A 13,931-nucleotide genomic window follows, 5' to 3' on the forward strand; every position below is an offset into this window, starting at 1 on the left:
GCCGTCCCGACCACCGTTCCCGACCCGCGCTCCGGAGCGCCGTTCCCGACCACCGTTCCCGACCCGCGCTCGCGGCCACCGTCACCCCGGAGACGGCGCCGGCCCGAGGCCCGACCGGCGGCAGTTAACTCTTTAACGCCACCCCCGGTGCAAATGTGCGACAAGTGCTTAACTTATCGAAAGAGCTCGCCTTCGACCGTTGGCAGCGTTCTTGCCTGGGGGGAAATGCCTCGCGCCGCGCCGGGTGCGTCGCGAAGGGCCGGCTTGTGCATCGATCTCGACAGGCAGCTTCCGGAGGATCGTTGATGAATCGAATTTTTAGGCGCGCGGTGCTCCTCGGCACCGTCGCGCTGACCGTCGTGGGGGCGGGCTGCGCCGAGGAGCGGCAGTCCATCAGAAAGGTCCAGAGCGATGCGCTCGCCAAGTCCTTCTTCGTTGGAGGGAGCTTGGCCGACATCGCCGACGACCCCGAGTTCTACATGCGGGGTACGGTCATCGACGTCGGGTACGGCTCTGCCCAAGACGGGCTCTTCACGTCGACCTACGCTCAGCCCGTCTCCCGCATCAAGTGGGAGGTCACCGAGCACCAGCTCAATGCTCGGCTCGCTTACGAGCGGATCGAGGGCACCGACACCAAGGGCAACGCCTATAACGGGCTCACCAAGAAGACGACGAACGACGGCCAGATCGTCGCGAGCTACGCCATCGAGTCGCACTTCGACATCCGCCGCGACTACAACCCGGCGACGGGCGAGGAGTCGAACGTCATCGTCGAGAACACGACGGACAGGCTCTGGTACGAGCGCGAGTACATGCGCGTGGACTGGTCGCGCAACCTCGCGACCGACGCCTACAACTTCGACACCCTCTCGCAGCTCGGCCTCTACGGAGGCGTCGAGTACGAGCCGCTCGCCTATACCGTCAACGACCCCAACGCCGCCGACGCCCCGAAGTTCGACGCCGCGAACGGCTACTTCGACGTCACGACGAAGGCGTTCGCCACGCCCGCCCTGCTCGACCTCTCGAGCCTCGGCTGGGGCATCGACAAGTTCCCGGCCTGCATGCTCCCGGGCGACTTCGCCGGCGGCACCGACCCGTACGGCAACTGCAACCCGATCGAGATCACGATCCGGCAGTCGTTCAAGAAGGTGGTCGACACCGACTACGAGCCGGTCGACTTCGACGGCGTGAGGTTCCAGGCGTTCGGCATCTTCAACTTCGACTACCGCTACGGCTACGAGCCCAACTACGGGATCCTGGACAACCAGTGGCGGCGCTTCGCGGCCCGCTACAACCTCTGGAAGCGCAGCCACTTCTACACGAACCCGGAGACGATGGAGGGGGGCATCGCCTGCGCGACGCGGGAGACGGCCCTCACTTCGGGCGACCTGAACGCCGATCCGAACCGCGACGAGGACAATGACGGCACCGCCGACGAGTGCGTCGCGGCCGGCGCGGGCTCGCAGTGCGACGTGTTCAAGCAGAAGTGCACGCTGCCCTACGCGGACCGCGAGGCGGTCGTCATCCCCTGGTACATCGGCGGCAACACGTCGGAGGACCTCTTCGAGGCGACCAACTGGGCCGCCGAGGAGTGGGATCTCGCGATGAAGACCTCGATCCAGACCTCGCGCCTGGTCGAGTGCAGGAAGACCGGCGGCGCCGACTGCGACGCGCGGTTCCCCATGTGGAAGGGCCAGCAGGACGACATCGACGAGGCCGTCGCGATCTCGCGCGACCTCAACGCGTGCCGCCGCGCGAACGGCTGGGACGCGCCGCAGTGCGACCAGGCGGCCTGGGACGCCGTGACGGAGCTCTCGGGGCGGCGCGGCAACGACCAGGCGACGCTCGCGATCGGCAACGTCGTGACGCAGCCGCCGGTGATCGTGCTCTGCCACAACCCCGTCATCGCGGGCGATCACCCGGCCTGCGGCGAAGAGGGGCTCTCCCCGCGCCTCGGCGACCTCCGCTACAACAGCGTCCTCATCGTCGACAAGCCGCAGACCCCGTCGCCGTGGGGCATCATGGTCGACGGCGACGACCCGATCACGGGCGAGAAGGTGGCCGCCAGCATCAACATCTGGAACCACCAGACCGAGCTGGCGGCGCAGGGGCTTGTCGACCTCGTCCGCTACATCAACGGCGAGATCTCGACCTCCGAGGTCACCGAGGGCAAGTACATCCGCGACTGGGCGCAGGCGAGCCGCGCCTCGGGCGGCGGGACCGGGCCCACGATGACGAGGGACGAGGTCACCTCGCGGCTCGCGAGCGTCACGAAGCTCGACGCCGAGGCGTACAAGAACCTCGTCGCGCAGGGCATCTCCCCGCAGCTCCGGGCGGTGATCGAGCCGATGAAGGCCAAGGTCGCCGACATCGCGGTGCGGAGCGACGTCCCCTCCCCGCAGCAGGCGGTCGTGAGCGCGCGCATGAAGGCCGCCCGGGGCAGCCTCGCCGAGGCGGAGCTCATGAACCCGGCGATGCTCCAGCGCGCCGGCATCCCCGCCAACGTCCCCGTCGAGGGGCCGTTCGCCGACGCGGCGTCGCCGTTCGCGATGAACAACCCGCAGGTGCAGTCGCAGCTCCGCCGCATGCACGACAGCGCGCTCGCCGAGCGCGGCGCCTGCATCCTGCACGAGGCGCCCGAGGCCTCGGCGATGACGGGCCTCGCGGAGGCGCTGCGCGAGAAGTTCCCCCCTGGCGACAACGAGACGTCCGCGGAGCGGCGGGGGCGCTACGAGCGGATGTTCAAGTACATCCAGCGCCGCTACCAGTACGCGGTCATCGCGCACGAGATGGGGCACTCCATCGGCCTCCGGCACAACTTCGTGAGCACCTACGCCTCGCTCTTCTTCCGGCCCCAGTACTGGCAGCTCAGGACGAAGAACGGCACGATCGACGACCCGTGCACCGGCGCGCCGGGGGAGAACCCGGAGGAGTGCGTCGGCCCCCGCTACTACGACGCGATCACGGACGAAGAGCAGAAGAACATGATCTGGATGTTCCAGCACTCCACGGTCATGGACTACCCGGGCGACGTCTCGCAGGACCTGGTCGGCCTCGGCGTCTACGACTTCGCCGCCGCGCGCTTCTTCTACGGCGACACGGTGAGCGTCTACGACAACGGCGACCGCAACTACCTGGCCGGCGGCAGGGTCGGCGGCGCGCTGCTCGCCGCGACCGACACCTTCGGCGGGCTCGCCGGCATCAAGTACGGCACGTACGCGAAGGGCAGCGGGAGCGTCTCGGACTTCCACTACTCCCAGCTCCAGAAGCAGTACAACGTCATCCGCGACTGCTACGAGGTGGAGACGAAGGCGCCCGCGAGCTGGAACGAGGCGCTCGACGGCAAGTGGCACCAGGTCATCGACGGCGGCATCGTCACGGTCGGCAACGAGACGAAGCGCTGCCGCCAGCAGCCGGTCGACTACGTGAGCTGGCGGAACCTGCGCAAGCCGGAGGACAAGGAGACCAACCTGATCTCCTTCCGCGGCGGCCCGGCGGTCGACGATCGGGGTCGGGTCCGCGTGCCGTACGCGTTCGCGAGCGACAACTGGGCCGACACCGGCAACGTCTCGGTCTTCCGCCACGACAACGGCGCCGACCCGTACGAGCAGCTGATGTTCCTGATCACCTCCCAGGAGAACAGGCACATCTTCGACAACTTCCGGCGCGGCCGCACGACGTTCAACGTCCGCGCCGCGGCGGACCGGTCCTACAGCCGCTACAACGAGAAGCTCCTCGGCATCGCCGGCGGCATCGGGTTCTTCGGGACGATCTACCAGGATCTCGCGACGAACCAGGGCCTGTCGTTCGACTCGCTGTGGCCGCTCCTCATCGAGGGCAGCCTGGAGGAGAACGTCATCGCCGCGACGGTGGCCTTCGACCACTTCGCCCGGCAGCTGTCCCGCCCGGAGGTGGGGCCGCACTACCTGCGCAACAGGAACGCCTTCGATCCGGGCAATCCGTGGTCCGAGTGGGGCATCCTGCGGTCGAACGACGACAGCGACGACTACGGCGCGGGCGAGGACTTCAGCGGCTTCGGCGGCCAGGCCAACACCGACGTGCTGGTGCAGATCCCGAACGGCTCGACCGGCTACTTCAAGGACATCGGGTTCGGCGGTCACCCGCTCGCGAACAAGAACTCGGAGGTCAACGGCGACTTCGACACCGACTTCACGATCAACGCGGGCAGCTACTACGACAAGATCAACGCGGCGATCCTGCTCTCCGAGTCGGAGGACCGGTTCGTGAGCAGCTCCCGCCGCGACTTCTACGACGCCCGCTTCCGCGCGGTCGGCATGGCCGACGTGCTGCCCGAGGGCTACCGCCGCCTGCTCGCCAACGCCCTCACCGGCGACCGCGCGCTCCTCGCGCCTCGCCTCGAGGCCGACGAGAACGGCTTCCCGGTGGTCGACGAGGACAGCAAGGATCCCGACCCGCTGGCGACGCAGTACCCGGCGCGCCCGATGGGCTGGGTCAGCTGGTGGCCGAACGAGGGGCCGAAGGTCTGCTTCCCGAGCGGCGGGAAGAACCTCTGCTCGAACTACATCGGCGGCGACTTCAACCCGGAGACCGTCACCCGCAGCATCGCGGTCGATCCGCAGGTCGGCTGGGAGGTGCAGAAGTTCCTGATCGCCTGGACGCTCGCGTACATCCCCGCGAACGGCAAGACGAACTGGACGGACATGATGCGCATCTACCGGCTCGGCACCGACGCCGAGCCCGGGATCGAGCAGCGCATCGAGTGGCAGGACCCGACGTCCGGGCAGATCTACTACGCCCGCACGTACGGCATGGAATGCCTCTTCGGGACCGGCAAGGACAGGGCGACCTGCAAGGACTCCGGCGGCAAATGGGTGCAGAAGGGCATCGCGGCGCGCGTGCTCGAATACGCCAACGACCTCACGTCGAAGGGGTACCAGCTCGATCCGTCGTATGAAGTCGCCGTGTCCGGGGATCCCGCGTACGCCGCCGACTACGGCCCGGGCTTCAACAAGTACGGCCGCGCGATGGTCATGCACCACCCGGACGGCGCCGCGATCATCGTCCAGGATCCCGCGGTCAAGGACTTGAACGCGAACAACGGTCAGCTGGAGGCCGTGAAGCCGTGCGACCAGAACATCAACCCGAACTGCACGCAGCTCACCATCTACAAGAACCACTACGCGTACGAGCTGAAGAGCTACAAGTCGGTGCCCGACTACATGCTCCAGATGATGGTCCAGCTCGGCGTCGCCGATCCTGACCAGCTGGGCGTGTACCCCGACTGAGCCGCGCCTCGCCGCGCCGGGGGCCCCGCGCCGGGGCCCCCGCGCTCCCCTCCTCCGCTCTCCCCCCAGCACCAGCAACCCGAGCGCGCGGCCGCTCGGCGATCCCGCGGGCGCCGTGACCCGCGCGGCCGTCGCCGGCCGTCGCGCCGGGTGAGCCCGCGGTCGCTCGGCCCCGCCCCGTCCGCGGCTTACAGGTCGCGCCGGCGCCGCGGCGGCATTACGCTCCCCGAGGCGCAGCGCGCGCCACGGCATGGACGCCTCCCCCGCCCTCCCCGCCATCACCCCGGCGCAGCTCTCGGACGCGCGGGCCTTCATGACCTACCTCGTCGAGCACGTGGCCGAGTCCGGCCGCCGCGGCGCGCCCCATTTCGCCGTCGTGACGTCGCTCGCGCCCGACGAGGTCGAGAAGAGCGCGCGCGACCGCTGGAGCAAGGCGCTCGACGAGCCGCTCTGGGGGCGGGCCTGGCTGCTCCGGTCGACCGAGCCGCGGGCGCGCGTCATCGGGCACATCGAGCTGCGCGGCGGCCGCGTCTGGTCCGAGGGCCACCGCGCCGTCGTCGCGATGGGCATCCTCGGCCCCTACACCGGGCAGGGCCACGGCCGGCGCCTGCTCGAGACGGCGATCGCCTGGGCGCGCGACAAGGCGGGCCTCTCGTACCTGGATCTCGGCGTCTTCTCGAACAACGAGCGCGCCATGCGGCTCTACACGCGGATGGGCTTCGTCCCGATCGGCACCCGCCCCGACGCGTTCCGGGTGGGCGACGCCACCCTCGACGACATCCAGATGACGCTCGCGCTCCGCGCCCCCGACGCGCGTCCGGACGCGCGCGCGGCCAGGCCCGCCGGGCGCTGATCCCGGCCGGCGCAAGCCCGACCGGGGCGCCGGCGCCGGCGCGCCGGCCGGGCTGTGCCGCCGGGGCGCGCTGGAGGGTACCCACCGCGGCGCAGATGGGTCATGAGGAGACCGCCGCCCGGGCGCCCGTCGGCCGGCCGGGCCACCCCGGCGCGGATCGCCCGCGGTCCTCGCCGCCGTCCATCGCCACCGAAAGCCACCATGCGCCGTTCGCCGCTCCTGCCGATCTTCCTGACCGTCTTCGTCGACGTCCTCGGCCTCACGCTCGTCCTGCCGCTGCTCCCGTTCTACGCCGAGCACTTCGGCGCCAGCGAGCTCGTCGTCGGCGTGCTCGCGGCGAGCTACGCGGTCTGCCAGCTCGTCTCCGGGCCGATCCTCGGGCGGATCTCCGACCGCGTGGGCCGCAAGCCGACGCTGCTCGCGAGCCAGACCGGCACGTTCTTCGGGTTCCTCGTGATCGGCTCGGCGAGCTCGCTGCCGATGCTCTTCGTGGGGCGGATCATCGACGGCCTCACGGCCGGGAACCTGACGATCGCGCAGGCGTACATCAGCGACGTGACCCGGCCGGAGGAGCGCACCAGGGCGTTCGGCCTGATCGGCATCGCCTTCGGCTCGGGGTTCCTGCTCGGCCCGGCCATCACCGGCGAGCTCGCGAGCCGGTTCGGCTACGGCGCCCCGGCCTACGGCGCGGCGGCGCTGTCGCTGACGTCGATCCTCCTGACGGCCACGCTGCTGCCGGCCAAGCCGATCGCGCCGGCGGCCTCGCCCGAGGCGGCCGCGGCCGCGCCCGCCCGCGCGTCGGCGATCGGCCGCGGGGACGCCTTCCGCCGCTTCTTCGACCGGCCGCTCCCGCGCCGCCGGCTGCTCGAGTTCTTCGCCTTCACGCTCTCGTTCTCGACGCTCATCGGCGGCCTCGCGCTGTTCCTCGAGCGGCGCTTCGCGTTCGGCGTCAAGGAGACGGGCTACCTCTACGCGTTCTCCGGCCTCGTCGGCGGGAGCATCCAGGGCGGCGCGATCGGCCGGCTGGCGAAGCGGTTCGGCGAGGAGCGGCTCGCGCTGATCGGCTTCGGCGCGATGGTGATCGGCTACGGCCTGCTCGGCGTGGCGTACACGCTGCCCACGCTGCTCGTGCTCGTGGGGATCGGGGCGTTCGGCTCGGCGGTGGTGCGGCCCGCCGTCACCACGCTGCTCACGAAGAGCGTCGGCCGCGACGAGCAGGGCGCGGCGCTCGGCGTGAGCCAGTCGCTGGCGAGCCTCGCGCAGATCGTCGGCCCCATCGGCGCCGGGTGGCTGATCCAGCACCGGGCGCTCTCGGCCTACGGCCTCATGGCGGCGGGCTTCGCCGCCGTCGGCGTCCTCCTCGGCCTGCAGAAGCTCCCCGTCGGCGAGCCGGTCGAGTCCTGAGGGCGCGCGCCTGCGCCCGAGCGCGCCGCCCCGCGCTGCGCGCTCAGGCGCGCGCGCCCTTCACGAAGGGCAGGACGGCCTCGACGAGCGGCGGCGTGGCGTCGTCGAGCTTCCGGGGGTTGTACCAGGCGAACGGCTCGACGAGCCGCGACGGTCGCAGGCCGAGCCCGCCGCGCGAGCACTCGACGAGGAGCGACAGCGCCCCGTGGCGATCGTGGAGCCAGTCGATCTCCAGGCCGGCCTTGCGGATGCCCCAGGCGAAGCGGACGTAGGACATGGCGCGGTACGGCCTGCGGGCCGCGGCGCGCGCGACGCTCCGGGCGAAGGCGCGGTGCTCAGCGGCGTCGGCCACGGGCCAGAGGCTGTGCGCCGGCGGGTACAGCACGGCGCCGCCCGCGCTGTGCAGCGACAGGGCGCGGTCGATCCGGCGCGAGGACAGCGCGTGCGCGATCGCCTCGACCTCCGGCTCGCTGGCGGGGCGGCTGCCGGGCGAGACGACGAGCCCGATGAGGCGCTGCACGAGGCCGCGCTCGTACCACCCGGCGTCGAAGTTCCGGTTGAGGTCGACCCCCCGGGCGTTGCCGCGCACGTAGCGGTGGCGCCCGGCGCGGAGGTTCATCTCGACGCGCAGGAGCCCGTCGGGGTTCACGATCGGGACGGCGAAGATCGATCGGCCGCCGAGGTCCTCGGTCGCGAGGCGCTCGAGCAGCGCGAGGTTCGCCTCGATGCCGACCCATTCGAGGGGGTGGATCCCGGACAGGATCACCGTGGTCCGCCCGCGCGGCCCGGCGCCCGCGGCGCGGCGCGGATCGTGCGGACCGGCGCCCGCGACGCCGCGCGGGTCGAGCGGCCCGGCGCGCCCGGCCAGCTCCGCCGCGGCGACGTCGTTCGCCGGCGGCTCGCCCGCGCCCTCCGGCGCGTCGCCGCCGACGTGGGCGCCGCGGGGCGATGCGCCGTTCGTGAAGCGCCGCCCGCCATGGGAGAGCAGCGCTGGGCGACCTACACCCGGCCGGTCGCCGCCGTCACCGGGCGGGCGGACTGGGCCGATGTGGACGGCGAGCAGCGGCTCGCCGCGGATCGAGCGCCCGATCAGGGAGAGCTGCGCCCCCCGATCGGCGAGCCGCTCGATCGCCTCGAGGAGCTCGCCGTAGCCGCGGTAGGGGCCGAGGCCGCGGCGAGCGAGCTGGCGCGAGAGGGGCGCGCGGCGATGTACAAAGAGGGCCGCCCTCAGGGCGGCCCGGCCTTGCTCTTCCGACGCCGGATCGGACTTCGGCATGCAGGGCTCACCTTTAGCCTAGATGACACGACTATAGAGCACGGGTCGCGCCTTCGCGCGATCTGGACCAGGATGAGCCGGGATTACCGTGGCAGCGGGCGCGCGAATGGAATTCGATGTCAACGGGTGGGCGGAAGGACGTATCGAGCTCGCGGCGCCGGGCCAGGGCTGGTCGCTGCTGTCGCCGGAGCCCGAGGCGCGGATCGACGAGCACCGGTGGGCGCACCAGGCGCGCGTCTTCTTCGGCGCGGAGCTGACGCTCGTGCAGAAGAAGGCGTACCCGTCGGGGGCCACGCCGATGGCCGACGCCGTGGAGGTCGACGTCGCGCGCATCTCCTCGACGTCGCGCGCGCCGAGCCGGGTGCTCGTGCTGACGGTGCCGCTGGATCGCGCGCCTCTCTTGCGGGCGGCGGCCGCCGCGGGGGTGCGGGCGATCGGCGGGCGCGGGTTCGACGCGCTGATCGCGCGGGCGCGGCGGGCCTGGCAGGTGCGCGAGCCGCCGGTCGCCGGCGGCGACGCGCGAGCGCCGCTGGTCGTGACGGCGATCCTCGCGGCCGTGCTGCTCGCGCCCGTGGTGCCGCCGGGCGAGGAGACGATCTTCGGGGTGAAGGGGGCGCGGGAGCGGCTGCAGCGGCTAGGCTGGTGACGAGGCGGCGCGGGGCGATCGTTCTGTGGAGCGCGCGCCGCCCCGCTGGGGTAAATTTTCCTCGAGGCTGCCCATGGAACTCGCACCCAGGCTCGTCCGCCCGGCGACGCTCGCCGACCTGGAGGCGCTGCCGCCGACGTGGCGGGGCGAGATCCTCGACGACACGCTCTACGCGTTCCCTCGCCCACGCGCGCCGCACGCGAGCGTCGAGGGGCTGATCACGACCGACCTGACGAACCCGTTCCAGCGGGGACGCGGCGGCCCCGGCGGCTGGTGGATCCTCCCCGAGCCGAGCATCCAGCTGCCCCGCGCGCCGGAGATATCGCCCGACGTCGCGGGCTTCCGCCGCGAGCGCCTCCCGACGCTCCCCGCCAAGGGGCCGATCACCCTCGTGCCGGACTGGGTCTGCGAGATCCTCTCGCCGAGCACGGCGAGCTACGATCAGATCGTCAAGCGCCGCTTCTACATGAAGATCGGCGTCCCGCACATCTGGTACGTCGACCCGCGCGACCGGACGCTGCTCGTCGCCCAGCAGGTCGACGGCAAGTGGATGGAGCTCGGCATCCACGGCGCGGACGAGAGCGTGCGCGCCGCGCCGTTCGACGCGGTCGAGATCGAGCTCTCCGCCTGGTGGGAGGGGATCGAGGCGGAGAAGGGCGCGGATCCGTAGCGGCGCCGCTCCCCCCAGAGCGCGGCCTCGCGCCGCGCCGGGGTCGCGCTAGAGCGCATCGACGTCACGGCGCGGCGCCGCCCCCCTGCGCGGCGCCGCGACGCGCCGCGAGCCCCAGCGCCACGAGCGTCGCGACGTACGGCAGGAGCTGCGCGAGATCGGCCGCGCGCGACGCCCCGCGCGCCGCGGACTGGAGCGCGATCTGGAGGGCCTCCAGCGCGCCGAACAGGAGGCACGCGAGCGCCGCGCGGCCGGCGCGGAGGCCGCTCACGACGACCGCCGCGAGCGCGATGAAGCCGCGGCCGTTCGACATGCCGGAGTCGAAGCGGTGCTGGTCGTAGGCGAGGTGCGCGCCGCCGAGCGCGCAGAGGGCGCCGGACAGCGCGAGCGCGGCGCAGCGGACGCGGGTCACGGGGACGCCCGCGGCGGCGGCGGCGGCCGGGTCCTCGCCGGCGGCGCGCACCCGGAGCCCGAAGCGCGTGCGCGCGAGGAGGAGCGGCGTCGCCGCGATCGCGAGCGCCGCCGCGAGGACGACCGGATCGAGGAGCACGCGCGCGAGCAGCGCCGCGCCGCTCCGCCCGGTCGGGCCCGCGCGGAAGCCCTCGATCGGGGGCGAGCTCGAGGCGCTGTCGTAGAGCCCGCGCAGGAGGAGGCGCGTCCCCGCGTAGGCGAGCAGGTTGAGCGCGATGCCGCTGACGACGGCGTGCACGCGGGCGCGCTCGACGATCAGGGCGTGGCCGAGCGAGAGGGCGGCGCCCGCGGCGATCGCGGCGGCGAGGCCGGCCGCCGCGCTGCCGCTCGCGTGGGCGACCGCCACCGAGGCGAACGCGCCGGCGAGCAGCACCCCCTCGAGGCCGATCTGGACGACGCCCGAGCGCTCGGCCCAGATGCCGCCGAGCGCCGCGCACGCGTACGGCGTGGAGATCCGCAGCGCCTCGGCGAGCAGGACGAGCGCCGGCGAGCTCACGCCGGCGCCCCCTCGTCGCGGCCCGCGCGCTCGCCGCTCCTCACCGCGGCGGCGACGAGGACGATGGCGAGCGCCTCGAGCACGTCCATCGCCTCCTTCGGCACGCGCGCGTTGATGGCGAGGCCGGCCTGCTCGAGGGTGCCGAACAGCACGGCCGCGAGCACGAGCCCGAGCGGCGTCCCGCGGCCGAGCAGCGCGACCGGGATCCCGGAGAAGCCCGCGCCCGCGCCGAGGCCGAGCTCGTAGTATCCCTTGTACCCGAGCGTCGTCGCGGTCATGGCGGCCCCGGCCACCGCGCCGGAGGCGAGCAGCGCCGCGAGGCGCCGGCGCGGCACGTCGATGCCCTCCGCGCGCGCGGCCTCGGCCGACTGCCCGACGAAGCGCATCTCGCGGCCCGCGCGGGTCCGCGAGAGCGCGCGGTGCGCCGCGAACGCGAGCGCCACGGCGAGGGGGAAGGCGACGCTCGCGGCGCTGCCGCGCAGCGCGGGGACGAGCCGGTCGAGCCGCGGCAGCGTGGCCGCGGGGATGGCGTCGGCGGTGCGCATCGCGGCCCTGCCGAGGACCGACGCGAGCAGCCACGGCGCGAGCGCGTCGGCGACGCGGTTCATCATGATCCCGCTGATGATCTCGTGGGCGCCGAGGCGGGCGCGCAGGAGCGCGGGGACGAGCGCGACGGCGGCGCCCGCGGCCATGGCGCACGCGATCGACGCCGGGATCGCGACGGCCCACGGCGTGCCCGGAGGGAGCCGGGCCGCGACGACGGCGCCCGCGAGGCTCGCCATCGCGAGCTGCCCCTCGGCGCCGATGTTGAAGAGGCCCGCGCGGAGCGCGATGGAAAAGGCGAGCCCGGTGAAGAGGAGCGGCGTCGCCTTGAAGAGCACCTGACCGACCCCGTACGGCGTGCCCCACGTGCCCTCGAAGGCGCGGCGAAGGATCGGCGCCGGCGCCTCGCCGAAGCTGAACGAGATGAGGTTCAGGGCGAGGAGGATGCCGCCGAGCACGAGCGCCGCCGGGAGGGCGGCCCCGCGGAGCTCGCGCAGCCCGCCCCGGAAGCGCGCGGCCGCGCGGGCGGGGCTCACGCCGCCTCCAGGCCGAGCATCGCGCGCCCGATCTCTTCGTCGGAGCACGAGGGCGGGAGCGTCGCGACGATCCTGCCCTTCCGCATCACGAGGAGCCGGTGGCAGAGCCGCCGGAGCTCGCCGAGGTCCGCGCTGATCACGAGGACCGCGAGCCCCGCCGCGGCGGCCTCGGCGATGGCCGCGTGGATCACCGCGGCGGCGCCGACGTCGACCCCCCGGGTCGGCTGAGCGAGGACCGCGGCCGCGCGGCGCGGCGCCCGGATCGCCGCGCGCGCGCTCGATCGCGCCGCCGGGGCGACGCGATCGAGCGCGCGCGCGACCACGATCTTCTGCTGGTTGCCGCCGGAGAGCTCGCCCGCGAGGCGCGACGGATCGGGCGGCTCGACGCGGAAGCGGGCGACGCGGCGCGCGACCAGGGCCGCCTCGGCGTCGCGGCCGCGGGCGCCGCGCGGGAGCTCGCCGAGGTCGCCGAGGACGAGGTTGTCGCCGACCGAGGCGCCGAGGAGCACGCCCTCGGCGTGGCGGTCCTCGTGCACCACGCCGAGGCACGCGCGGCGCGCGCGGATGTCCCACGAGGAGAGATCGACGCCGCCGACGGCGACGCGGCCGGCCGCGCGCGGCTCCATCCCGGCGATGGCGCGCACGAGCTCGCGCTGGCCGTTGCCCTCGACGCCCGCGACGCCGGCGATCTCCCCCGCGCGCACCGTGAGGGTCACGCCGTCGAGCAGGCGCCGTCCGCCGGCGCCGGTCACGGTCAGCCCCGCGATCTCGAGCGCCGCCGGCGCGCCCTCGCCGAGCGGCGGCCGATCGACCCGCGGCGGGGGCTCGCCGCCCATGATCGCGCGGGTGAGCTCTCCTTCGGCGCCGCGCTCCCCTGCCTCGGCGGACCGGCCCGCCGCGGGCCGCGACAGCGCGACCTGCCCGCGGCGCATCACGGTGACGTGATCCGCGAACCGGATCACCTCGTCGAGCCGGTGGGTCACGACCGCGACCGTGCGGCCCTCGCGCGCGAGGCGCCGGAGGGTCGCGTACAGGCCGTCGGCCTCGATCGGGGAGAGCACGGCCGTGGGCTCGTCGAGCAGGATCGCCCGGGCGCCGCGGTAGAGGACCCGCAGGATCTCGAGCTTCTGCCGCTCGCCCACGGTGAGCGCGGAGGTCGCCGCGTCGAGCGGGATCGAGAGCCCGGCCGCCTCCATGAGGGCGCGCGCGCGGGCGCGGGCGGCGGCGAGGTCGAGCCGCCCGCACCCGCGCGTGGGCTCGCAGCCGAGCACGACGTTCTCGAGGGCCAGGAAGCTCCCGACGAGCATGAAGTGCTGGTGGACCATCCCCACGCCGCGGCGGGCGGCCTCGGCCGGCGTCGCCGGCCGGAGAGGGGCGCCGTCGACGCGGACGGCGCCGGCGTCGGGCGCGAGCACGCCGGCGGCGAGCTTGAGGAGCGTGGACTTGCCGGCGCCGTTCTCGCCGACGACGGCGTGGATCGCGCCGGGGTCGAGCCGGAGCGAGGCGCCGCGCACGGCGACGTGCTCGCCGTAGCGGAGGACCACGCCGTCGAGCTCGATCACCGCGCCGCCCGGGGAAGGCGGCGCGGGCACGCCCGAGGCCGTCGGCTCCGTCACGGCGCGGGGCTCCGGGGCGAGGGCGGCGGGGCGGAGGCGGGGGCGGGGCGAGCTACACGGGGACGCGCGGCCACGCCGGCGATCAAGGGCCCGCGCCGGCGCGGCGCCAGTCGCGCCGGCGCTGCTTGGAGGTCCGGACTCGCCCGAAGAGCG

Annotated in this window: 9 protein-coding genes; 5 read left to right on the forward strand and 4 right to left on the reverse strand. The window is 73.6% G+C overall.

What is annotated here, in order from left to right; translation table 11 throughout:
- Positions 1–305: 305 nt before the first annotated feature.
- From WMF26_RS35040 to WMF26_RS35050, 3 genes are all read left to right on the forward strand, one after another.
- Positions 306–5,267 carry a hypothetical protein gene (locus WMF26_RS35040; RefSeq protein WP_437996272.1) on the forward strand — a complete coding sequence of 1,654 codons (4,962 nt, stop codon included), beginning with the start codon at positions 306–308 and terminating at the stop codon, positions 5,265–5,267.
- Between the two features lie 250 nt (positions 5,268–5,517).
- Positions 5,518–6,120 carry an N-acetyltransferase family protein gene (locus tag WMF26_RS35045; RefSeq protein WP_437332624.1) on the forward strand — a complete coding sequence of 201 codons (603 nt, stop codon included), beginning with the start codon at positions 5,518–5,520 and terminating at the stop codon, positions 6,118–6,120.
- A gap of 201 nt (positions 6,121–6,321) precedes the next feature.
- Complete coding sequence (locus WMF26_RS35050; protein ID WP_061624057.1) at positions 6,322–7,524, forward strand: MFS transporter; 1,203 nt, start codon at positions 6,322–6,324, stop codon at positions 7,522–7,524.
- A gap of 43 nt (positions 7,525–7,567) precedes the next feature.
- Here the strand turns inward: WMF26_RS35050 and WMF26_RS35055 are convergent, their stop codons facing one another.
- The gene (locus WMF26_RS35055; protein WP_437996273.1) at positions 7,568–8,800 is read right to left on the reverse strand and encodes a M14 family metallopeptidase; all 1,233 of its coding nucleotides are present in this window, start codon (positions 8,798–8,800) and stop codon (positions 7,568–7,570) included.
- Between the two features lie 106 nt (positions 8,801–8,906).
- Between WMF26_RS35055 and WMF26_RS35060 the strand changes: the two genes are divergently transcribed.
- Together WMF26_RS35060 and WMF26_RS35065 are read left to right on the forward strand one after the other, a co-directional pair.
- The gene (locus WMF26_RS35060; RefSeq protein ID WP_437996274.1) at positions 8,907–9,446 is read left to right on the forward strand and encodes a hypothetical protein; all 540 of its coding nucleotides are present in this window, start codon (positions 8,907–8,909) and stop codon (positions 9,444–9,446) included.
- Between the two features lie 73 nt (positions 9,447–9,519).
- On the forward strand, positions 9,520–10,116 hold the full coding sequence (locus WMF26_RS35065) for a Uma2 family endonuclease (RefSeq protein WP_437996275.1): 597 nt from the start codon (positions 9,520–9,522) through the stop codon (positions 10,114–10,116).
- A 64-nt stretch (positions 10,117–10,180) separates the two neighbouring features.
- Here WMF26_RS35065 and WMF26_RS35070 read toward each other — a convergent pair whose 3' ends face one another.
- From WMF26_RS35070 to WMF26_RS35080, 3 genes are read right to left on the reverse strand one after another with little or no spacing between them, the layout of a single operon-like run.
- The gene (locus WMF26_RS35070; protein ID WP_437996276.1) at positions 10,181–11,083 is read right to left on the reverse strand and encodes an ABC transporter permease; all 903 of its coding nucleotides are present in this window, start codon (positions 11,081–11,083) and stop codon (positions 10,181–10,183) included.
- Positions 11,080–12,162 carry an ABC transporter permease gene (locus tag WMF26_RS35075; protein WP_437996277.1) on the reverse strand — a complete coding sequence of 361 codons (1,083 nt, stop codon included), beginning with the start codon at positions 12,160–12,162 and terminating at the stop codon, positions 11,080–11,082. Before WMF26_RS35075 ends, WMF26_RS35070 begins: the two co-directional genes overlap by 4 nt.
- Positions 12,159–13,778, reverse strand: a complete 1,620-nt coding sequence (locus tag WMF26_RS35080; RefSeq protein ID WP_437996278.1) for an ABC transporter ATP-binding protein — start codon at positions 13,776–13,778, stop codon at positions 12,159–12,161. The genes WMF26_RS35075 and WMF26_RS35080 overlap by 4 nt, the downstream gene beginning before the upstream one ends.
- Positions 13,779–13,931 lie beyond the last annotated feature (153 nt).

This window comes from Sorangium sp. So ce185 (assembly GCF_051526825.1).
Lineage (GTDB): Bacteria > Myxococcota_A > Polyangia > Polyangiales > Polyangiaceae > Sorangium > Sorangium cellulosum_D.

Bases quoted from the DNA above. Each gene is read 5' to 3' on its own strand.
- WMF26_RS35040 (WP_437996272.1), top strand. From the start codon at position 306: ATGAATCGAATTTTTAGGCGCGCGGTGCTCCTCGGCACCGTCGCGCTG.
- WMF26_RS35045 (WP_437332624.1), top strand. From the start codon at position 5,518: ATGGACGCCTCCCCCGCCCTCCCCGCCATCACCCCGGCGCAGCTCTCG.
- WMF26_RS35050 (WP_061624057.1), top strand. From the start codon at position 6,322: ATGCGCCGTTCGCCGCTCCTGCCGATCTTCCTGACCGTCTTCGTCGAC.
- WMF26_RS35055 (WP_437996273.1), bottom strand. From the start codon at position 8,800: ATGCCGAAGTCCGATCCGGCGTCGGAAGAGCAAGGCCGGGCCGCCCTG.
- WMF26_RS35060 (WP_437996274.1), top strand. From the start codon at position 8,907: ATGGAATTCGATGTCAACGGGTGGGCGGAAGGACGTATCGAGCTCGCG.
- WMF26_RS35065 (WP_437996275.1), top strand. From the start codon at position 9,520: ATGGAACTCGCACCCAGGCTCGTCCGCCCGGCGACGCTCGCCGACCTG.